Source organism: Paraflavitalea sp. (assembly GCF_059502485.1).
Genome location: NZ_JCACET010000010.1, coordinates 1,409,779 through 1,430,104 on the forward strand (window position 1 = coordinate 1,409,779; position 20,326 = coordinate 1,430,104).

The following is a 20,326-nucleotide window of genomic DNA, read 5'->3' on the forward strand; positions in this document are numbered from 1 at the left end:
ATTTACGAGGGAATTTCAGGGCGCAAAGGTACGATAATTAGGTGGATTAGCTGACAAGTAAATAGGTTGATAAGTACCTGATTTTCAAAGAAACGGTATTAAAATCCGTCCCCCTGTATATCAACCAGTTACCTTATCAACCTATCAACTTGTGAACCTGTCAACTTTCCTTTACTCCACTTTTCCCTCCAATGCCAGGAAGAAGGCATAGCGCAGTGCCACATCCTTCAGGTAATCGAACCGGCCGGATGCACCACCGTGGCCTGCTTCCATATTGGTTTTGAAAAGCACTATGTTGCTGTCGGTTTTCAGTTCCCGCAGTTTGGCCACCCACTTGGCAGGCTCAAAATATTGCACCTGAGAATCGTGCAAACCTGTTGTTACCAGCAAGTTGGGATAAGCTTTCTTTTCAACATTATCGTAAGGAGAATAAGACTTGATGTAGAAGTATTCCGCACTATCAGCTGGATTACCCCACTCTTTGTATTCACCCGTAGTAAGCGGAATAGAAGGATCGCTCATGGTAGTGATCACATCCACAAAGGGTACGTCAGCCACCACACCATGCCACAGGTCGGGACGAATGTTGGTGATAGCACCCATCAGCAAACCGCCGGCGCTGCCGCCATTGGCATACAGGTGTTCTTTGGTTGTATATTTTTCACTGATGAGGTATTCGCCGCAATCAATGAAATCGTAGAACGTGTTTTTCTTTTTGAACAGGTGACCGTCATCATACCACTGACGGCCCATTTCCTGGCCACCGCGTATATGCGCTACAGCATATACAAAACCACGGTCGAGCAAGCTGATCACGTTGCCGTTGAAACCTGGGAACATGCTGGAACCGTAAGAACCATAGGCATACAACAATAAAGGATTGCTGCCATCTTTCTTCATACCTTTTTTATACACCAGCGATATAGGCACTTTTACACCATCACGGGCAGTAGCCCAGATGCGCTCAGAAGCATATTCATCTTTCTTAAATCCACCCAACACTTCTGTTTGCTTCTTCAACTCACGCTGCTGTGTTTCCATATTATAGTCATAAATGGAAGAAGGCGTGGTCATGGATGTATAAGAGAAGCGTAAAATGTTGGTATTGAAATCAGGATTCACATTCACGAATGCTGTATATACCGGCTCATCAAAAGAGACATAATAATCCTTCTTGTTGGTGAGGTTGATGACACGGATCTGATTCATGGCATCTTTTACTTCGCCTAATACGAGGTGATCCTTAAATACAGTGAGGCCCGAAATGAATACATCTTTGCGATGAGCGATCACTTCTTTCCAGTTTGCTTTCGCAGTAGCATTTTCAGGCGTTTCCATTAGTTTATAATTGGGCGCCTCCCAATCAGTAACGATGTAGAACTTATCATTGAAGTGCTCCACGGTATACTGCAGGTTGTCCTGGCGTGGCTCAAATACCTTGAAAGCGCCGGTAGGATTGGCAGCTTCCAACAGGCGGTATTCGGTAGATACATTGTTGAGATCGGAAACGATGCCGATATATTTCTTCGACTTGCTACGGAATAGCCCCATGTAAAAACGGTTGTCCTTCTCTTCATATACCATCACATCCTTTTGAGCATCGGAGCCCAATACGTGGCGCCAAACCTGGTAGCCCAACAAAGTAGTCACATCTTTCTTAACGTAGAAGATGGTCTTGTTATCAGCAGCCCAGGCCACGCTGCCGCCTTCCACATTGGGAATGTTCTCAGGATAGATCTCACCTGTCTTCAGGTTCTTTACGCGCAGACCGTATAAGCGGCGGCTAACAGAATCCACGGTATAAGCCAGCAACTCATTGTTGTCGCTCACTACACGGCCACCCACAGAATAGTACTTGAATCCTTCGGCCATCTTGTTCTGATCGAGCATGATCTCTTCAGGAGCATCCAGCGTTTCCTTCTTGCGGCAGAATAAGGGATACTGCTTGCCTTCTTCGAAACGGGAATAATACCAATAGCCATTATTCTTAAAAGGCAATGACTCATCCTTTTCCTTGATACGCCCCTTCATTTCAGCAAACAGCTTTTCCTGCAGGGCTTTTGTGCCCGACATCATGGTATCGAGATAAGCATTTTCTGCTTTGAGATAGTCGATCACTTTCGCATTCTCGCGCTGGTTCAGCCAATAGTAATTATCGATACGCACATCGCCGTGCGCTTTAAACTCTTTGGGTTCTTTGTCAACAACAGGCGTCTTAAGATCCTTTGGCCATTCATATGGTTTCATGGTAGTAGAACTTTGATTACAGGCCGCCACCGATGCGGCAGCCAAAAACAAATAACATAGATTTTTCATGCAGCAGGTAAATTTAGTGGGAATGAAAGTACTCATTCCCAAGACAGCTAATACTACCTCTGGTGTAAAGAAAGAAAATTCAAGGGAAATGGGTAGCGATGATTACTCTGCTTGCGCCAGCAGCCCCTTCACATCGAGATGCTCAGTTACCATTTGGAGATTACCTGAGGCGTCCAGCGGCCATGCCTCCCTGGGTTTATCCCAATACAACTCCACACCATTTCCATCGGGATCATCAAGATAAATTGCTTCCGATACGCCGTGGTCAGACAAACCTGTCAACGGATATTGAGCATCTATCAACCGTTTAAGAATGATGGCGAGGTCTTTACGGGTGGGATATAAAATAGCCGTATGAAACAGGCCGGGGGCTTTTTGTGGCGCCGGGGGCATATTGCGGCTATACCAGGTGTTAAGACCAATATGATGATGATAACCGCCGGCAGAAATAAATACGGCCTGAGAGCCATACTGCTGCATCACCTCAAATCCCAACAGATCGCGATAAAAAGCCAGCGACTTATCGAGGTCAGCCACTTTAAGGTGCACATGCCCAATACGGGTTTGAGAAGGGACTTTGTATTCCATCCCTAAAGTAACAACAATTGGCGTTGAAAAGTTGAAGCACGAAAAAACCGGCCCTTAAGCCGGTTTCTATCAATAGATAAGATAATATATTATCAGTCAATCCTTATTTGTCGATCGTCAATCCTGCACGCAGGTACTCGCTGTTCAGGCGGGCAATGTTGCTGATAGAGATCTCTTTAGGACATACTGCTTCGCAGGCACCGGTGTTGGTACAGCCACCAAATCCTTCCTTGTCCATCTGTGCGATCATATTGATAGCACGGTCTTTACGCTCTGGATCGCCCTGAGGTAACAAGGCAAGGTGACTTACTTTGGCAGATACGAAGAGCATGGCTGAACTGTTCTTACAAGCAGCTACGCAGGCGCCACAACCGATACAGGCAGCATTGGCGAAAGCCAGGTCAGCCTTGTCTTTTTCGATGGGGATAGCGTTGGCATCTACCGGGTTACCGGTATTTACAGAGATGTAACCACCAGACTGGATGATACGGTCGAAGGCAGAACGGTCTACCATCAGGTCTTTGATCACCGGGAAAGCCTTAGCCCTCCAGGGTTCTACCACGATGGTATCGCCATCTTTGTAAGCCCGCATGTGAAGCTGGCAGGTAGTGTTGGCTTGCCAGGGGCCATGCGGACGGCCATCGATATACATGGAGCAGGCGCCACAGATACCTTCACGGCAGTCGTGGTCGAAAGTGATGGGGTCCTTCCCTTCGCGGATCAACTCTTCGTTCAATACGTCGAACATTTCCAGGAAAGACATTTCCGAAGAAACATCCTTCACCTGGTAGGTTTCAAATTGTCCCCTGTCATCCTTATTCTTTTGTCTCCAGACCTTGAGGGTCAGATTCATATTATAATGCTCCATAGTATATTATTAAGTCCGGGTATAAGTGTCTTTACTTTTGATTATTTGTAAGAACGTTGAGATGGCTTGGCCACTTCAAATTCCAACGTTTCCTTGTGCAGTTCCCACTGGCTATCAGCTTTGAATTCCCAGGCAGCTACATACTGGAAGTTGTTGTCGTCGCGTGCTGCTTCCCCTTCTTCGGTTTGAGACTCCTCGCGGAAGTGACCACCACAGCTTTCTCTACGATTCAGGGCATCTTTACACATCAGTTCGCCCAGTTCGATAAAGTCTGCTACACGGTTCGCTTTGTCCAGCTCGGGGTTCATTTCATTGATACCACCGGGGATACGTACATCGCTCCAGAATTCTTTCTTCAGTTGCTGTATTTCAACGATCGCTTCCTGCAATCCCTTTTCATTACGCGCCATGCCACATTTATCCCACATGATCTTGCCAAGGCGCTTGTGGAAGCTTTCTACTGTTTGCTTTCCTTTGATGCCCATCAGTTTCTCGATGCGGTCTCTCACTTCTTTTTCCGCTGCTTCAAAAGCCGGATCAGTAGTGGGGATAGGTTTGGTGCGAATATCATCAGCGAGGTAGTTACCAATGGTATAAGGAATTACAAAATATCCATCAGCCAACCCTTGCATCAGCGCAGAAGCACCAAGACGGTTTGCACCGTGGTCACTGAAGTTGGCTTCACCCAACGCATAGAGACCGGGCACAGTGGTCATCAGTTCATAATCAACCCACAGGCCACCCATGGTATAGTGTACCGCGGGATAGATACGCATCGGCACTTCGTAAGGGTTCTCACCGGTAATCTTTTCGTACATATCGAACAGGTTACCATACTTTTCCTTTACTACAGCAACACCTTGCTTGCGCACCACATCGGCAGATGGGTTTTCGATACCCAGCTTACGGCATTCTATCTTTCCATAACGCTCGATGGCCGCTGCGTAGTCTAAGTACACAGCCTGTTTGGAAGTACCTACGCCATAACCGGCATCGCAACGCTCTTTAGCAGCCCGGGATGCCACGTCGCGCGGTACCAGGTTACCAAAAGCAGGATATCTTCTTTCGAGGTAATAATCTCTTTCATCTTCCGGGATCTCACTGGGGCGGCGGTTATCGCCTTGCTTCTTAGGCACCCAGATACGACCGTCATTACGCAAGCTCTCCGACATCAGCGTGAGCTTGGACTGGTGGTCTCCACTCACAGGGATACAAGTGGGGTGGATCTGCGTATAGCAAGGGTTACCGAAATAAGCACCCTTCACGTGTGCTTTCCAGGCAGCAGTAACGTTGCTACCCATCGCATTGGTTGAAAGGTAGAACACGTTGCCATATCCACCACTGCACAACAATACAGCGTGTCCGAAATGACGCTCCAGTTGACCTGTTACCAGGTTCCGGGCGATAATACCCCGTGCCTTGCCATCGATCTTAACGATGTCCAGCATTTCATGGCGGGAGTACTGTGTCACATTACCCAGTGCTACCTGACGTTCCAACGCCTGGTAAGCACCTATCAATAATTGCTGACCGGTTTGGCCGGCAGCATAAAAAGTTCTTTGAACCTGCGTACCACCGAAAGAACGGTTACTGAGCAAACCACCATACTCACGGGCAAAAGGAACACCCTGCGCCACACACTGATCGATGATGTTGGCACTTACTTCGGCCAGACGGTGTACGTTGCCTTCACGGGCGCGGTAGTCACCACCTTTAATAGTATCGTAAAACAAACGGAACACAGAGTCACCGTCATTCTGATAATTCTTGGCAGCGTTGATACCACCTTGTGCAGCAATAGAGTGAGCCCTGCGGGGAGAATCCTGGAAGCAAAAGGTTTTCACTTTATAACCCAGTTCACCGAGCGCTGCTGCCGCCGAAGCGCCAGCCAGTCCAGTACCAATGATAATGATCTCGATGCTGCGTTTATTGGCCGGGTTCACCAGCTTACAATGGCCTTTATAATCTGTCCACTTGTCTTCTAAAGGACCCGCTGGAATTCTTGAATTCAACATATAACCAATTTATGGTTTTGAATGTATCCGGAGGCAAGCCACCAGAGTAATTTTTTGTTTGCTTAATTCTGTAAACCTATCCACTGAAAATGCATGGCAATAGGCATGAGTGCGAATACCAATGGTATCAGGATGGAAAATCCAAGACCAACACCATGAAGCAAGATCAGGTAACGCTTGTTGAATACACCCAGCGTCCTGAAGGCGCTTTGAAAACCATGCGCCAGGTGATAAGCCAGGGAAATACAACCCAGCACATATAATATAACGATGAAAGGATTCTCAAATGTCACCATCATTTTAATGAACAGGTCGTGGTGCTCAGGATTATAAGAAGCTTCGGGTAACCCCGTGATGCGGGAAGGCACCCAGAAGTGAGAAATATGCATGATCAGGAACAACAACAGCAAAGTACCCAGCAAGCCCATAGAACGGCTGTACCATTTGCTACCCTTGTTGCCCATTTGCTTGGCGTAGCCTACACCCCGGCGACTGCGGTTTTGGATCTCTACTGCAAAACCCTGAATAACGTGCAGCAGGATAAAAGCAAAGAGACCGATCTCTGCAGCGCGGATCACCCAGCTGGAACCCATAAAATGAGCAGCCCGGTTAAACATTTCTCCATCATCTGTAGGATCGAAAAAATCGGCGAAAATGCAGGCATTGATCCCCGCGTGTACAACTAAGAAGGTGATAAGAAAGACACCCGTTAAGCTCATTACCAGTTTTTTACCAATGGAGGACGTAAAGAAGGCAGACCATTTCATCGTTTATATTTCCTTTTAGTGCCGGATGGAACTGTGGTCCCATCTGTAAATAATTGATTGCTTGGGCGAGTCTCAGGATGAGTTATATTGGATTCATCGTGAGGCAAGGTGATCTATTCGGCTGATTTCGACCGCAAAAATAACGCAGCAACGTGAAATATCATATTTCGGTAAAAAAATTCCTATTATATATACAATTAATGGTATCATTTCGTTATTCCATGTGGTCAATATATGATTGATAACGGTTAACATTTTTCCTTACTGTAATAATGACACGTTTTCCGCATCCTCCTCCACTTACTTATTTTATCCATTTCAGGCGCACTTTTCGCTGTAGTTCTTTCACTTATTCTAAAATACCTATCTTAGCCCCCTTAAAATCGACCTAATGAAGCAAGAAGAGGATTTTGAGGCCAATCTGGCAGGAGAAGAAGGACAAAGTGAAGAAACGAAGAGCAGTTGGTTCAAAAGGATCAAGAAGGGAATTCTCACCAGCACCGCCGAAAAAAAAGAAACACCTGAAGGACTCTGGAGCAAATGCCCGGAATGTGGTTATATATGCACCGTTACCGAGCTCCGGGAAAATATGTTTGTTTGCCCCAAATGCAATTACCACCACCGCATTGGCAGTTCCGAATATTTTGATGTCATTTTCGATGAGGACCATTTCGAGGTCCTGTTTGAAAATATCCGTTCCAAGGATTTCCTTCACTTTACCGACCTGAAGTCATACGACAAACGCTTGCAGGAAACCTGGGCCAAGACCGATATCACCGACTCTATCCGCGTTGCCAGAGGTAAGGTCAAATCGCTGGACCTGGTAGTGGGCTGTATGGACTTCGAGTTCATCGGCGGCTCATTGGGCAGTGTGATGGGAGAACGGATAGCCCGGGCAGCCGATGTTTGCCTGGAACACCGCATACCCCTGATGATCATTTGTAAATCGGGCGGTGCGCGCATGATGGAAAGCGCTTTTTCACTGATGCAATTGGCTAAGGTATCAGGTAAGTTATCCCAACTTACAGATGCCGGTATTCCATATATATCTTTCCTGACAGACCCGTCCTTCGGCGGCATTTCAGCCTCCTTTGGTATGCTGGGCGACCTGAACATTGCAGAACCCGGCGCCCTTATCGGCTTTGCCGGCCCCCGTGTGATCAAAGAAACCATCAAGAAGGACCTGCCCGAAGGATTCCAGCGCAGTGAATTCCTGCTGGAGCACGGCTTCCTCGATTTCATCGTACACCGCAAAGAGTTGAAAGACAAACTGGCGACTGTGCTTTCATTGTTTAAGAACTAAAGTACGAAGTAAGCAATAAGAGGCCGGAAGTAAGTACGTTATAGGTAATTCTCTTACCTCCTACTTCCGGCCTCCTGTATTCACCATGTCAGAAATTCGCAACAAATCGGCCTACCATGAGTATTTCATCGAAGACAAATACGATGCAGGCCTTGTATTGCTGGGCACCGAAGTAAAAGCCTTGCGCGAAGGCCGGGCCAGCTTTAATGATAGTTATTGTTATTTTCAGAAAGGCGAGCTGTGGATCAAAAGCCTGCACATTTCAGAATACTCCCACGGCATCGGCAACAACCACAACCCTATTCGCGAACGGAAGCTCTTGCTACAAAAAAAGGAATTGCGCAAGATTGAAGGCAAGGTTAAAGAAAAGGGCTATACGATCGTTCCTTTGCGTATCTTCTTTAACGAAGGCGGCCTGGCCAAAATAGAGATCGGGCTGGGCAAAGGCAAAAAGCTGTATGATAAACGTGAGACCATCAAGCAACGCGATAATGACCGCGAATTGAAGCGGTACATGAAATAATCCCCCATTTCTATTCCCAAGCGTGGACGTTCGGCTCTCAGTACAGAACTCAAGACTCCAAATGAAACTGGCTTGATTTTTTCTCCTTAATTTCACGTATGCTGAAAAACACGCTTCTCCTGTTATCACTTTTTGCAGCCCACCACGTGGCAGCACAAACAATAACCGGCGCCTGGTTTGGCAGGGCCGATGTAGTAGGCCAGGGCACTAAGAATAACTACCTCACAGAATTTATCCTGAAACAAAAAGGCGACGAAGTAGAAGGCATTTTCGGTTATTACTTCAAGGACAGTTATCAAAGCTTCTTTGTGCGCGGCAGTTACAACAAAACAACCCGCGAAGTAACGATCCCCAACCTATCCATGTTTCATTACAGCTCGTCTACACGCGGCGGTATTGAATGCCCTATGAACTTCTATGGTAAACTGATGGTGAGCCAGGCCCAAAGCACCCTTAGCGGCTCTTTTCTCACCGAACCCAAATATAAATATACCTGCCCCGAACTGCGCACCAGCTTTACGTTGGACATCGCTGCCGATCAGGACAGCATGCTGGACAATGTAGTAACCGGTCAGAAGTTCTGGAAACCGCAACAGGAAGATGTGATTGTTGCCAATACGCCTGAAGACAAGCCGGCAACCTCTACAGCAACATTTGCCAAAGACTCCCTGGTATTAACTCCCACCAAAGTAGAGGATGTAGTTGCAAAGAAACTCGTAGAAAACTTTGAGAGCAGGAAGAACATCTATACACAGGAGTTGGAAATAGAAGGAGACTCTATCCGCATCAGCTTTTACGATAACGGCGATATCGACCATGACACCATTAGCGTGTTATTGAATAAAACGCCCATCATGGTAAAGCAGGAACTGAGTGCAAAAGCGATCACGCTCTATGTAGTGCTCGATGATAAAAGACCGGTAAGTGAGATAGGTATGTTTGCTGAAAACCTTGGTAAATACCCCCCCAATACAGCCCTTATGGTCATTACAGACGGAAAACACCGGTACGAAATGTACCTGTCCAGCAGCCTCCACCAAAATGCACTGGTGCGGCTACGCAAGAAAAAGAAGTGACGCGCTAATTGACTATTATTTTATAGAATGGCTAACCAGGTTCATTTCCGACAGTAAGCCGCCTCCCCATACCGGATCACCCTTTGAATCTACCTTTATTATGCCGATATTCTTTGCCACATAATAATCGTAGGTCGCAAATGTCAATACTCCCAGCATCGGTATATCATATTTGAGTACCATTTCCGTACGAATCACATCATTATAAACTTTTCCTTCCACTGTCATTGTGGTTCCTTTTGTAATGATGGCTCCATCTATAATGGCCGTAAATCCGTTACCATGGCCAGCTTCATAACTCCACTTATACCCAACAGAAGCAGTATCATTCAGGTATAAGAGGTTAACATCAAACGCAGCGCCCGTATTGGGAGAAGTCCCTTTCTGAACTGTATAATAATTATGATCTTTGATTGCAAACAACCCTTCGCCCGCAGCATTGGCAATAGTACTTGTGCTTGTAAACACGAAACAGGAGAGGCCATTTACAACCCTTGTATTACCTGTGCTGGTTATAGTTGTTTCCCCTGGGAATACACCAGTAAGTACGTATTTCCAGGTGCTGTTTTTAGAAACAGGCTGATAAGTATCATTCCCGGATGACGAACCGCCACCGCCCCCACCAGTTCCGGGGCCGCCGCCCGGTCCATTGCCATTGGTTTCAACACTGATCTCTTTGCTACAACTGGTAGCCAAAGACGCAATCACCAGACAATAGAGTAAAATCCTTTTCATTATACACGATTTGGGTTAAGGTATCGTAAACAGGGCTACCCATTAACGAAGGGCAGCCCTGCAATCTTATGCATGTATGGAGCCTGGATTAAAATAGCTCAGGCTGATCGGAATCTTTTTCCTTGATCACCTTCATGGTCCATTCAAATTCAGTACTCTTCGTAAAGTCAGCCAGCTTATTACCAACCGCTTTCCAGCCCATCACTTCCACAAAGTCATTGATCTTGATCTTTTGCGTACGCGCCTGTGCGCCACGGCCCGATTTGATCATCACAATAGGCTCAGGGTGCGTGGTCACCGCTTCGAGGTAATTACCCTCCCCTTCCTTGATAAACGTAAACTTATTGTTCAACGTAGTGGTCTCGATCTTGAAACGCTTTACATTGAACTGCTGCTTATCATTATCGAGGTAAATAGCAGTAACCGTTTTCTCAGGATCAAACTTCTCCATCTCTACCACCTGCTCGGGATCAAACTTCCGGGTAAGTTCCTGATCGGCTATTTGATAAGTGCCATCATGATACATGACCAACAACCTGTCTTCCGGCTGGAAGCTGCCCAGGTATTCACCCTTCGCCTCCGTACTTAAGCGGCCAAACTGGTCATCGAACCACAACTTCCTGCCACCCAGCGTAGAGCGGCCAGCTTCTTTGAACTTAACACTCTTAATAGGGTACTTGGTAACCTGGTTGCCCATGCTGCTGCGGTTCTTGATCTCCAGCTCTTCAAAAGCAAAATCAAGCTCTTTGTTACGCGCAGAGCTATTAGGGTTCAATACGATCTTTACGATCTCCGCTTCGCCATTGGCGTTAGCCGTAAAATAATGCACTTTACTCTTCTCATCACCCTTGGTAAGGTCATATTCCTTATCCCGTGTGATACCAGTTACGTTGAAGCGCTTGGCATAAGCAATGCCAGACTTGCTATCAACGTAGATCATATTGTAAGTAGTACGCTCGTCATTCTTCTGGAAGATGGCCACGTGAATGATGTCCTTACCGATAAAAGCCTTATCAGACACCTTCACGATCTTCATCTTACCACTCTTGGTAAATACGATTACATCATCCAGCGCAGATACATCACCTACAAATTCATCTTTCTTCAAACCTGAGCCCACAAAACCATCAGCGCGGTTCACATACAGCTTGATATTAGCGATGGCCACCTGCTTGGCCTGAATAGCTTCAAACTGCTTGATCTCTGTCTTACGCTCCCTGCCCTTACCATACTTGCTCAGCAGATTTTCATAGTACGCCACCGTAAAATCAACGAGGTTATTCAGGTCATGCTTCACTTGCTTGATCTCTTTCTCCAACCCTTTGATCTGATCATTGAGCTCATCGATATCCAGCTTGTAAATACGACGTACCGGTTTTTCTGTCAGCTTCACTATATCTTCCCGGGTTATATCGCGCCTCAGCTGCTTTCTGAACGGCTCAAACGCCTTGGCGATGGCCAGCAACACCTTATCCCAGGTTTCGTGCTTCTTCTCTAATTCTTTATATATCTTTTCTTCGAAGAAGATCTTTTCCAATGAAGTATAATGCCATTTCTCCTGCAGCTCGGCCAGCTTGATCTCCAATTCACGTTTCAGTAGATCTTTGGTCCTATCTACCGATAAGCGTAGCAACTCATATACGCTGAGGAACTGAGGTTTCTTCTCAACGATCACGCAGGCATTGGGTGAAATGCTTACTTCACAATCCGTGAAAGCATACAACGCATCGATGGTAATATCCGGAGAAATACCAGGCGCCAGATCAACCTGCACCTCTACTTCAGCAGCAGTATTATCCGTTACCTTCTTGATCTTGATCTTACCCTGGTCGTTGGCCTTCACAATAGAGTCCATCAACTGGGCAGTAGTAACACCATAAGGTACATCCTTGATGAGTAAGGTCTTTTTATCCAGCTCTTCGATGTGTGCACGTACACGTACCTTGCCGCCACGCTTACCCTCATTGTAATTAGTAGCATCAATCATACCACCGGTCTGGAAGTCGGGCAGTAACTCGAACTTCTTACCGCGCAGGTATTTAATAGCTGCCTCGATCAACTCGATGAAGTTGTGCGGTAATATTTTTGTAGCAAGACCTACTGCAATACCCTCCGCACCCTGTGCCAGCAGCAGCGGAAATTTCATGGGCAGCGTTACCGGCTCGTTCTTACGGCCATCATAACTCAGGGCCCAATCAGTGGTCTTGGCATTGAAAGCTACATCCAGCGCAAACTTGCTGAGGCGCGCCTCGATATAACGGGCAGCAGCCGCATCATCCCCCGTACGCACATCACCCCAGTTACCTTGTGTATCGATCAAAAGGTCTTTCTGACCCATGTTTACCAACGCATCACCAATGCTGGCATCACCATGCGGGTGATATTGCATGGCCTGACCGATGATATTGGCCACCTTATTATAACGGCCATCATCCATTTCCTTCATGGCGTGCAGGATACGCCGTTGCACGGGTTTCAACCCATCTTCAACAGCAGGCACCGCTCTTTCCAGGATTACATAAGAAGCGTAATCCAGGAACCAGGTCTTGTACTGACCCGTCAACCCACTGTCAAGATTAAAAGCCTGTTCGTTTATTTTTGATTTTGCCATAGATAATGTTATAAAGCTAAATGCTCATTTATTTTATTCGCTTCGCTGATATGGATGCCCCCTGTGTCCAGATCATTGTAATGACTTTTCCATCGGCATCTTTTATAAACTCTGCAGAAGCATCTACCACTTTTAAAAAGAACTTGCTTTGCGTTTCGGCAAACATGTCAAATTCGGACTGGCCTGTTGCCCTTCCTTTCAATCCATCATTCGCTACCCATATGGTAATGGTAAATCCAGGCTTTAATTCATATTCACCGGCATATTGCTGCAGAATGGCCGTATCTACTTTAATAGCCACTTTTTCCTTCGGCATTTCATAAGGCTGATTATACAGGATGGACAATATCCCCTCGCAGATGTCGCCTAATGAACCCGTACCCATATTGGCCAGCAGCACTACACAGGCATCATCTGCCGGAATACGTGCAAAAGCAGAAACAAACCCAAATATGCCACCATCGTGCGATATGCGTCTTTTACCAAAGATGGTATCAATTATCCAGCCATAGCCATAATTTCCCTTATAAGGCGTATAAGCTTTTTCCTGCGAAGCTGCTTTGATGACCGTGTTCTTCATCAGCCCCTTGTGCCATTCCCACAGGTCATTGACAGTGGTATAGATCGCACCTGCTGCAAAAGAGGCTGTAGAATCTACAATAACAGCCGGCACTTTTATCTTTTCCGTATACAGTGAATAACCAGTAGCCTTATGGGGATCAGTCAAATGGGCAAAATCAAAGCCACTATGCGTCATCCCCAGTGGCTTGAAGATGCGTTCACGAACAACCTGTTCATAAGGCTGCCCGGTAATCTTTTCAATGATATATCCAAGCAACATATAACCGGAGTTACTATAAGAAAAGTCAGTACCCGGTCTAAATGCCAGCGGCTTATCCTTAAACAAAGCAAAGATCTTTTCCTGTGAGGCAGGTTTAGTAGCCTCAGTGGTCATAAACTTACTGTCTTTGGTATAGTTGTAAATACCCGATGTATGCGTCAGCAGGTTTTCAATGGTAATGGAATCGGCCCATGAAAATGCGGGAAAGTATTTACTGAGCTTGTCCTGCAGCGACAACTTCTTCTGATCCTGCAATTGCAGGATGATGGTGGCCGTAAACTGCTTGGTGACAGAACCTATCTGAAAGATGGAGTTCACATCATTATACGTACTGTCCTTCGTATTTTTAAATCCATATCCCTTGCTGAAAACAACCTGGCCTTTGCTAACCACCAATGCAGTGCCATTGAACTTGTATTGCCGGGCATAAGCCGTCAACAGCTCATTGATCTTGTCTGCATCCGATTGGGCATTGACCGTATTGACGCTGCCCGAAAACTGCAAAGCGATCACCAGCGCCAGCCAGAACTTATATTTCATGATTCGCTTAAGCATTGGTCGCCTCCGCAGTTTGCGCAACTTTATTCTTTACTTCAAACTCTTTCATATTCCTTACCTCACCCTGTACATCAAACTCTCCTGTCGACAACAGTGTCTTCAGGCGCCATAATACATAAGCATCGCCAGTGGTTTGCTTATTCTTGCTCAGGAATTGGTTAATGATCTTTGACGCCTTCTGCCAATCGCCGGTAATGTATTTCCGCAGGTCGGCATCATAATAGGTATAATCCTGTTGGGACAGCTTTTTGCCCCCTTCCAGCAAGCGTACACCTTTCCCCTCCTCCTGTTGCAACTTGGCCCACTCGTCCGGATCTACTTCAAATTCACTAAGCGTGATAGGGCGTGCCAGCTTCCTTGCTTTCAGGAACTCTTTGGGCGGAATAACATGCAGCCATTCAGGATAAAAGATCAATCCCTTTTCATTGATGAAAGGCAGGTTGTTCAGGTATAATATATATATCCTGCTCTGGAAATCTTTCAGCTGACTCATCAGCCAGTAATAACCACTCACATCATGCTTATTCTGAGCAGCCCATATCCACACCAGTTCGGCAGGATCGTTCTGCAAACGTTCTATCAGATCGGCCACCAGTTTATTATCATCGATGGTTCCCTCATCTACCTTGCCGGCATAATCGCCACCGGCCAGCACATCACGCCACCATTGCCTGCGCGCTTCAATACCTTCAGTAGTATAGATGCCAGCCAACGGACCTACTGCATAATCATCTTTTACCTGAATGACATCTCCTTCCAGGGATGTATCCAGCTCGATGGCCTTTTTCAGCACATCAACATCAGCTTCATTAAAAACGATATGGATCATTACAACAGTTATTCAGGTGTTATGAGATAGTAAACACAAGTCGTTACAAAATTCCTTAGCCAGGGAATATTCCTTATGATCGGAAACTGCTCCCGGGCCTTCCAGCCAAATTTATATTCATAGATCGGATTGAACAGGTAATGCCGTTTCAAACTGATCTTATAACCTGTCTTTTTGGTAATCCTTTCAAACTTCTCTATAGAGATACGTGTATCCCTGATTTCCAGCAGTGCATCAACCGGCTCTCCATTCCGCTTCAGGATGTAACGGTACAGGCCTCTCGGCAGCAGGTGATACCAGGGAAGTTTGCTCAACCATTTGCCATGGCACATTTGCTGATGACCACCAAAAGGCATTTGCCAGGGCGGAAAGCCAAAGAAGATCACCCCATTTGGCTGCAACAGCCGTTTCATCTCAGCGATCAGCTTTGGCTGATCATGAATATGCTCGATAACATCTTTCAGGATGATGATATCAAACTTACCTCCCAATTCCCGCTCTACATCTACTTTATAAATGTCTTTATCTATGTATTGTACTCTACCGGCATCGACATATTCCTTCGTCCATTCGGCCGCATGAACCAGACGTGGAGAATCCAGTTCCACCCCTACTCCGGTGCAGCCCTTTTCCAGGAAAGCCAGCAACACACCAGCCTCACCGCATCCAATTTCCAGCACGCGCTGCCCAGGCTTCACAGGAACCCGCTCCTCGATAAACGGAATCACATACTTCAACGCATTCTCACGCTGAATATCAAAGTATCGCTTCCTGTCGGCATGAAATTCAAACATAGATTATCCCTTCTTTTCAGTTGCAGCTTCTTCTTCCACCAGGTCCAGCTCCACTTTCAGGTTATCGATGATGAATTCCTGACGCTCCTGCGTGTTCTTACCCATATAATATTCCAGCAGTTGCTGAATATGCTCTCCCTGTTCGATGATCACCGGCTCCTTGCGCATATCTACACCGATAAAACGGGCAAACTCATCAGGAGAAATTTCACCCAACCCTTTAAAGCGCGTGATCTCCGGCTTGCCCCCCAGCTTTTTGATGGCAGCCTGCTTCTCACCTTCGTCATAACAGTAGATAGTCTCCTGTTTGTTACGAACGCGAAACAGAGGCGTTTCCAGAATATAGACGTGCTGGTTCTTCACCAGGTCGGGGAAGAATTGCAGGAAGAAAGTCATCAGCAACAGGCGGATGTGCATACCATCCACGTCGGCATCGGTAGCGATCACAATATTGTTATAACGCAACCCTTCATACCCTTCTTCAATATTGAGCGCATGTTGCAGCAGGTTGAACTCTTCGTTCTCATACACCACTTTCTTGGTAAGGCCAAAACAGTTCAGCGGCTTACCACGCAAACTGAATACCGCCTGCGTTTCCACACTGCGGGCCTTAGTAATAGATCCACTTGCAGAGTCACCTTCCGTAATGAAGATGGTGCTCTCCTTTTGTTTTTCTAAAATGGTATCCTTTTCTTTACCGGTTGCTTCATCATTGAGGTGATAGCGACAGTCGCGCAACTTACGGTTGTGCAGGTTAGCCTTCTTCGCCCGCTCATTGGCCAGTTTCTTGATGCCCGCCAACTCCTTACGCTCGCGCTCACTCTGTTCGATACGTTTCTTCAACGCTTCAGCAGTAGTGGGGTTACGGTGCAGGAAGTTGTCCAGCTCCTTCGAAAGGAAATCACCTACAAAGTTCCGCATGGTAGGACCACCATCGAATACCACCTGTGAACCCAGCTTCGTTTTCGTCTGGCTCTCGAACACCGGCTCCTGAACACGAACAGACACCGCCGCACAAATGCTGGCACGGATATCCGCCGCGTCATAATCCTTCTTAAAGAAATCACGGATGGTCTTTACATACCCTTCCCGGAAAGCCGCGAGGTGCGTACCACCCTGCGTTGTATATTGACCATTCACGAAAGAGTAATACTCTTCGCCGTATTGATTTTCATGTGTAATCGCTACTTCGATATCCTCGCCTTTAAGGTGGATAACGGGGTAGCGCAACTCATCCTCATTGGTCTTGCGATGCAACAGATCGAGCAAGCCATTCTTACTCACATATTTCTTACCGTTGAGGTTGATGACCAGACCAGCATTGAGGTAACAATAGTTCCAGAGCTGACCATCCAGGTATTCATGAATAAAATGGAAGTTCTTGAACACCGTATCATCTGGTACAAAAGACACCATGGTACCGTTCTCTTCAGTCGTCTTTACTTCTTTATGTTCTTTTGTTAACACGCCGCGTTCAAACTCAGCGGTCTTTTCTTTTCCTTCACGGAAAGCCGTTACCTTAAAGTAGTTACTCAGGGCATTCACCGCCTTGGTACCCACACCGTTAAGGCCCACACTCTTCTGGAACGCCTTACTATCGTATTTGGCGCCGGTATTGATCTTGCTCACTACATCCACCACTTTACCGAGCGGAATGCCGCGACCATAATCCCGTATGGTAACAGTTTTACCCTCGATCGTGATATCCACGTGCTTACCATAACCCATGGTATGCTCATCGATACAGTTGTCGATCACCTCTTTTATTAATACATAGATACCATCGTCGGGGCTGCTGCCATCGCCCAGTTTCCCGATATACATACCGGGGCGCAGGCGAATATGCTCCCGCCAGTCAAGGCTACGGATCGATTCTTCGTTGTAATCAAACAGGTTGCTATCTTTTTCTTTTGCCATATTCCAATCCTCCGCCGGGCGGAGCAATCTTTTTGGTTATTAACTCGGGTTTTATATAGTATTGGTTATAAACCTTTTACACTTATTCATGGACACGGCAGTGCCCTGTGCCCCTTTTCAGGGACGGGCAAATATAGCAAAAGCAGGTCACAAGCCCTTTGCGCTAAATATTAACGATTTGTGGAAAAAAGCTGTTGATGATGAACAATTTGCATCATATTTTGGCCGTTGCGCCGGCATAAATGTGGAAAACCCAGCTCCAACAGCACCCTTGTGCCGGGAAACCGGGTTTAGCCTTATTAACACAGATAACCCAATTAGCGGTTCTTGATCACTTTGTGCACTACCGTCCTGTCGCTGAACACAATACGCACAGTATACAAGCCATTGGCATAAGGACTGAGGTCGAAATCATACCTGGTCGAGCCATTATTGCCAATCATTCTTTCTACGATCCTTTGCCCGGCCGCATCATAAATACCGATGCCTTTCAGGTTGGTCGGATTAGGGTAAAACTGAACGCTCAGCGCACCAGAGGTAGGATTGGGCGTCACCAGGATACCTTTTTCTTTCAGGTTCGGATTAATGACCACCTTATTCACATTGATATCGTCCAGGTAAATATTGTTCTCAAATTCTGAGCTGTTCAGGAAAGCCAGCATGATAGGCCCACGGCCGATGTAAGCAGTGAGGTCAACAGAATCCTTCCTCCATTCAGAGGAGAGCGGGACGAAGGATGTAGTAACAGCCGTTTTGCGCGTCACCAGCGAACTGCCCCACTTTTTATACAAGCTGGTGTACGTATTACCACAATCGGTACTGACGAGCACCTGTAAGGTATCCCACACATTGTTCGGTGTAGAAGGATCAGTTTGTACTGCTGCCGCCACCTGGAAAGAAAGGAAAGCCGAGTCGGCGGAATTTATATTGATCTGTGGCAGTCGCAGGTAATCCCTGGGACCATTCTGTTCATATTGTAGGTTGCGCATCACTACAGACGCATTGCCTGTTTTAGCTACACCGGTTACCTTTTCCCAGGTAAAGAAACCATCCGGATTTACAATATCCCAGCCTTGCGGCGGGAATGTATTGCCTTCGAAGCTTTCGGATAATGGCGGCTCAACCGGAGGATAATATTCAACAGCAGAAGTCAGTGTATCATTGGTCAGTTCACCATCTGTTGTACCATTGGGATCGGCCACATAAATCTTAAGATTGTGCCTGCCGGTATTTACAGTAAGGCTGGAAAGGGTAATATCGATCGCTGAGCGACTGGCCAGTGAACCTGTCCACTGCGTGCGCATAGGCGTGCCTCCATCAACACTTACATAGATATTGGCCGAAGTAAGCACTTGTGCACCGAGATTACGTAACGTAATAGCAGGTGAAAAGCTGGCATTGCAAATACGGGAAAGTGTATTGATGCTGCGTAAAGAAGCATTGACATTCTTCAGCACCACAGGATCGGCGCCATTGGAGGTAAGCAATGATGCACGGTACATCGTGAAAGCTGTTTCCATGCGCTCGTCCTGCTCATTCGTAAACATCACCATACAGGCATCATCGGTATAATCCATGAAGTTCTGGTACATGATGCCCGGAGACTGCGTAGTGCAATCGTCTGTACGAACACCACTGGGACAACCACCAGTCTCTTCCGCCTGGTTGGGTGTTTCATCTATATAATCAGTGCCGGTGCAGGCGCCATCATCATCACCCCAGATATGATACAGGAAAAAGAAGTGGCCTGTTTCATGCGTAAGCGTACGGCCTTTATTATAAGGCGCCGCCGTGCCGCCCGGCAGGCTTCTGTACAATACCACCACCCCCTGCTCTGCGGTGACACTGCCGCCGGGAAAAGTAGCATAACCCAATATGCCACCGGAAATATTGGTAAGCCACACATTCAGATAGCGCGAAGGGTCCCAGGCATCAGCCCCACCCTGCGCAGTATATTTAAGCGTATTGTCGGTATACGCATAGGAGCTTTTAGTAGTAACATAACGGTTGATACCGGTAGAAGGCTCATCATTAGGCGTACGTTGCGCCAGCTTGAATTGAATTCTCCCCTTGCCAAAAAGCGCCTTGAAATCAACCGGTATTTTAGTAGAGTCGGCATTGATGCCCGCGAAATCCTTATTCAGCGAATCCAGTTGAGCCAACACCTGCGCATCCGTCACCAGGTTTGGATTTTGCAATACGATGTGGAATACTACAGGCACGTACATGGGCTCTCCGGTCTCCCGGAGGTTTGACTGCTTGCGCTGCACAGTAGCCTGCCTTACATCCTGTAGCGATCGTTCGAAATTGGTTTTTAAAGCGGGATTGCGTTCCAGTGCACTTTGTAATACTTCAACCGTTGCACAACGGCCGGTCTTTTCCTTTTGCTGAGCAAAGCCAATACAATACACCAGCAACAAAGCTACGGTAGGCAGGAAGTATCGGTGAGCGGCCAACATGCGAAAGTGTTTATTATGATTAACTACGTAGGATGTTTCCAAACTGTTGGCTGGCTGGTCCTAAAATCGAGGAAACTGGGTATTTTGTCTGCCAGCCTGCATTTTGAAGGCATCGATTACAACCAC

The 20,326-nt window shown here is 46.7% G+C and carries 15 protein-coding genes; 3 read left to right on the top strand and 12 right to left on the bottom strand.

All coding sequences use genetic code 11. The features are described from left to right. Nucleotides 1-171: 171 nt before the first annotated feature. From AC5JBY_RS22845 to AC5JBY_RS22865, 5 genes are all read right to left on the bottom strand, one after another. Nucleotides 172-2,316: a S9 family peptidase gene (locus AC5JBY_RS22845; RefSeq protein ID WP_495906977.1), complete on the bottom strand. Its 2,145-nt coding sequence runs from the start codon at nt 2,314-2,316 to the stop codon at nt 172-174. Between the two features lie 102 nt (nt 2,317-2,418). Next, a complete protein-coding gene (locus tag AC5JBY_RS22850) occupies nt 2,419-2,904 on the bottom strand; it encodes a VOC family protein (protein WP_495906978.1) in 486 nt (161 codons plus the stop codon). Nucleotides 2,905-3,007: 103 nt separating this feature from the next. Continuing rightward, nucleotides 3,008-3,772 (bottom strand): succinate dehydrogenase/fumarate reductase iron-sulfur subunit, encoded by a 765-nt coding sequence (locus AC5JBY_RS22855; RefSeq protein ID WP_495906979.1) that lies wholly within the window; start codon nt 3,770-3,772, stop codon nt 3,008-3,010. 41 nt (nt 3,773-3,813) lie between these two features. Continuing rightward, nucleotides 3,814-5,787 carry a fumarate reductase/succinate dehydrogenase flavoprotein subunit gene (locus tag AC5JBY_RS22860; RefSeq protein ID WP_495906980.1) on the bottom strand — a complete coding sequence of 658 codons (1,974 nt, stop codon included), beginning with the start codon at nt 5,785-5,787 and terminating at the stop codon, nt 3,814-3,816. A 62-nt stretch (nt 5,788-5,849) separates the two neighbouring features. Further along, the gene (locus AC5JBY_RS22865) at nt 5,850-6,554 is read right to left on the bottom strand and encodes a succinate dehydrogenase cytochrome b subunit (RefSeq protein ID WP_495906981.1); all 705 of its coding nucleotides are present in this window, start codon (nt 6,552-6,554) and stop codon (nt 5,850-5,852) included. Between the two features lie 391 nt (nt 6,555-6,945). Here AC5JBY_RS22865 and accD point away from each other — a divergent pair, with 391 nt between their 5' ends. The 3 genes from accD (at nt 6,946) to AC5JBY_RS22880 (ending at nt 9,456) form a co-directional block, all read left to right on the top strand. After that, nucleotides 6,946-7,857, top strand: coding sequence for an acetyl-CoA carboxylase, carboxyltransferase subunit beta (gene accD, locus AC5JBY_RS22870; RefSeq protein WP_495906982.1), 912 nt, complete (start codon nt 6,946-6,948; stop codon nt 7,855-7,857). Between the two features lie 85 nt (nt 7,858-7,942). Beyond that, nucleotides 7,943-8,380 (top strand): SsrA-binding protein SmpB, encoded by a 438-nt coding sequence (gene smpB / locus AC5JBY_RS22875; protein ID WP_495906983.1) that lies wholly within the window; start codon nt 7,943-7,945, stop codon nt 8,378-8,380. Nucleotides 8,381-8,478: 98 nt separating this feature from the next. Next, nucleotides 8,479-9,456 (top strand): hypothetical protein, encoded by a 978-nt coding sequence (locus AC5JBY_RS22880; RefSeq protein WP_495906984.1) that lies wholly within the window; start codon nt 8,479-8,481, stop codon nt 9,454-9,456. A 15-nt stretch (nt 9,457-9,471) separates the two neighbouring features. On the opposite strand, the gene AC5JBY_RS22885 is transcribed toward AC5JBY_RS22880, so the two are convergent. The 7 genes from AC5JBY_RS22885 to AC5JBY_RS22915 form a co-directional block, all read right to left on the bottom strand. After that, nucleotides 9,472-10,191: a hypothetical protein gene (locus tag AC5JBY_RS22885; protein ID WP_495906985.1), complete on the bottom strand. Its 720-nt coding sequence runs from the start codon at nt 10,189-10,191 to the stop codon at nt 9,472-9,474. Between the two features lie 88 nt (nt 10,192-10,279). Next, nucleotides 10,280-12,802: a DNA gyrase/topoisomerase IV subunit A gene (locus AC5JBY_RS22890; protein WP_495906986.1), complete on the bottom strand. Its 2,523-nt coding sequence runs from the start codon at nt 12,800-12,802 to the stop codon at nt 10,280-10,282. A gap of 28 nt (nt 12,803-12,830) precedes the next feature. Further along, on the bottom strand, nt 12,831-14,198 hold the full coding sequence (locus AC5JBY_RS22895; protein WP_495906987.1) for a serine hydrolase: 1,368 nt from the start codon (nt 14,196-14,198) through the stop codon (nt 12,831-12,833). Further along, nucleotides 14,191-15,030 (bottom strand): DUF1835 domain-containing protein, encoded by an 840-nt coding sequence (locus AC5JBY_RS22900; protein WP_495906988.1) that lies wholly within the window; start codon nt 15,028-15,030, stop codon nt 14,191-14,193. Before AC5JBY_RS22900 ends, AC5JBY_RS22895 begins: the two co-directional genes overlap by 8 nt. Before the next feature lie 8 nt (nt 15,031-15,038). After that, the gene (locus tag AC5JBY_RS22905) at nt 15,039-15,824 is read right to left on the bottom strand and encodes a class I SAM-dependent methyltransferase (protein ID WP_495906989.1); all 786 of its coding nucleotides are present in this window, start codon (nt 15,822-15,824) and stop codon (nt 15,039-15,041) included. 3 nt (nt 15,825-15,827) lie between these two features. Then, nucleotides 15,828-17,741, bottom strand: coding sequence for a DNA topoisomerase IV subunit B (locus AC5JBY_RS22910; RefSeq protein ID WP_495906990.1), 1,914 nt, complete (start codon nt 17,739-17,741; stop codon nt 15,828-15,830). 317 nt (nt 17,742-18,058) lie between these two features. Next, a complete protein-coding gene (locus AC5JBY_RS22915; RefSeq protein ID WP_495906991.1) occupies nt 18,059-20,200 on the bottom strand; it encodes a M43 family zinc metalloprotease in 2,142 nt (713 codons plus the stop codon). Nucleotides 20,201-20,326 lie beyond the last annotated feature (126 nt).

Coding starts and splice junctions, on each gene's coding strand:
- AC5JBY_RS22845 (WP_495906977.1), bottom strand. CDS start 2,316: ATGAAAAATCTATGTTATTTGTTTTTGGCTGCCGCATCGGTGGCGGCC.
- AC5JBY_RS22850 (WP_495906978.1), bottom strand. CDS start 2,904: ATGGAATACAAAGTCCCTTCTCAAACCCGTATTGGGCATGTGCACCTT.
- AC5JBY_RS22855 (WP_495906979.1), bottom strand. CDS start 3,772: ATGGAGCATTATAATATGAATCTGACCCTCAAGGTCTGGAGACAAAAG.
- AC5JBY_RS22860 (WP_495906980.1), bottom strand. CDS start 5,787: ATGTTGAATTCAAGAATTCCAGCGGGTCCTTTAGAAGACAAGTGGACA.
- AC5JBY_RS22865 (WP_495906981.1), bottom strand. CDS start 6,554: ATGAAATGGTCTGCCTTCTTTACGTCCTCCATTGGTAAAAAACTGGTA.
- accD (WP_495906982.1), top strand. CDS start 6,946: ATGAAGCAAGAAGAGGATTTTGAGGCCAATCTGGCAGGAGAAGAAGGA.
- smpB (WP_495906983.1), top strand. CDS start 7,943: ATGTCAGAAATTCGCAACAAATCGGCCTACCATGAGTATTTCATCGAA.
- AC5JBY_RS22880 (WP_495906984.1), top strand. CDS start 8,479: ATGCTGAAAAACACGCTTCTCCTGTTATCACTTTTTGCAGCCCACCAC.
- AC5JBY_RS22885 (WP_495906985.1), bottom strand. CDS start 10,191: ATGAAAAGGATTTTACTCTATTGTCTGGTGATTGCGTCTTTGGCTACC.
- AC5JBY_RS22890 (WP_495906986.1), bottom strand. CDS start 12,802: ATGGCAAAATCAAAAATAAACGAACAGGCTTTTAATCTTGACAGTGGG.
- AC5JBY_RS22895 (WP_495906987.1), bottom strand. CDS start 14,198: ATGCTTAAGCGAATCATGAAATATAAGTTCTGGCTGGCGCTGGTGATC.
- AC5JBY_RS22900 (WP_495906988.1), bottom strand. CDS start 15,030: ATGATCCATATCGTTTTTAATGAAGCTGATGTTGATGTGCTGAAAAAG.
- AC5JBY_RS22905 (WP_495906989.1), bottom strand. CDS start 15,824: ATGTTTGAATTTCATGCCGACAGGAAGCGATACTTTGATATTCAGCGT.
- AC5JBY_RS22910 (WP_495906990.1), bottom strand. CDS start 17,741: ATGGCAAAAGAAAAAGATAGCAACCTGTTTGATTACAACGAAGAATCG.
- AC5JBY_RS22915 (WP_495906991.1), bottom strand. CDS start 20,200: ATGTTGGCCGCTCACCGATACTTCCTGCCTACCGTAGCTTTGTTGCTG.